Here is a 509-nt window from a genome sequence, read left to right as displayed (position 1 = left end):
ACGGTGATCGCCGGACGCTTACCTCTATATGAGCATGTCCGATAAAGATCATTCCCACAAACCACATAGCCATGCATGTTGATGTTTTCAAACGCACGCGAATTCTTATCTTCAACCTCAATTTCATTATCAACATCGTTTCGTCACTCCTATTAACCGGAGTCCGAATCTTAAGGCCAAAAATTAAGTCAGTTTAAGATTAGAGGGCTCTATTTAGCTTCTCTGGTCATTACTTTGCTATTGCTGAATTTGTTTCGTGAATTCGGAAATAGCCAGATTCTTTATTTTTCTGAGCATCCTGAGCTCTTCAGGCTTTGCGTCATAGTTGTCGGTTGCTTCCACTTCCCGGATCAGCTGTTCGCTGAACCGGGTGATATTGGTAATGATCCGGTCTATTTCACGTCCTGCCACGGCAGCTTTAATACCCAACTCTTGCGCAACGTTCAGCAAATCGTTTCTCGTCACTTCACCGAAGTATCTTGCATTACCCCAGGGTCAGATCCTACTTT

At 43.8% G+C, this 509-nt stretch carries 1 protein-coding gene; it reads right to left on the bottom strand.

All coding sequences use genetic code 11. The features are described from left to right. Window positions 1-237 precede the first annotated feature (237 nt). Window positions 238-465: a hypothetical protein gene (locus CDA54_RS19405; RefSeq protein WP_143452335.1), complete on the bottom strand. Its 228-nt coding sequence runs from the start codon at window positions 463-465 to the stop codon at window positions 238-240. Window positions 466-509: the final 44 nt, after the last annotated feature.

It is taken from the genome of Lacimicrobium alkaliphilum, assembly GCF_002591895.1.
GTDB lineage: Bacteria > Pseudomonadota > Gammaproteobacteria > Enterobacterales > Alteromonadaceae > Lacimicrobium > Lacimicrobium alkaliphilum.
This window is presented reverse-complemented; position numbering and strand designations above follow the sequence as displayed.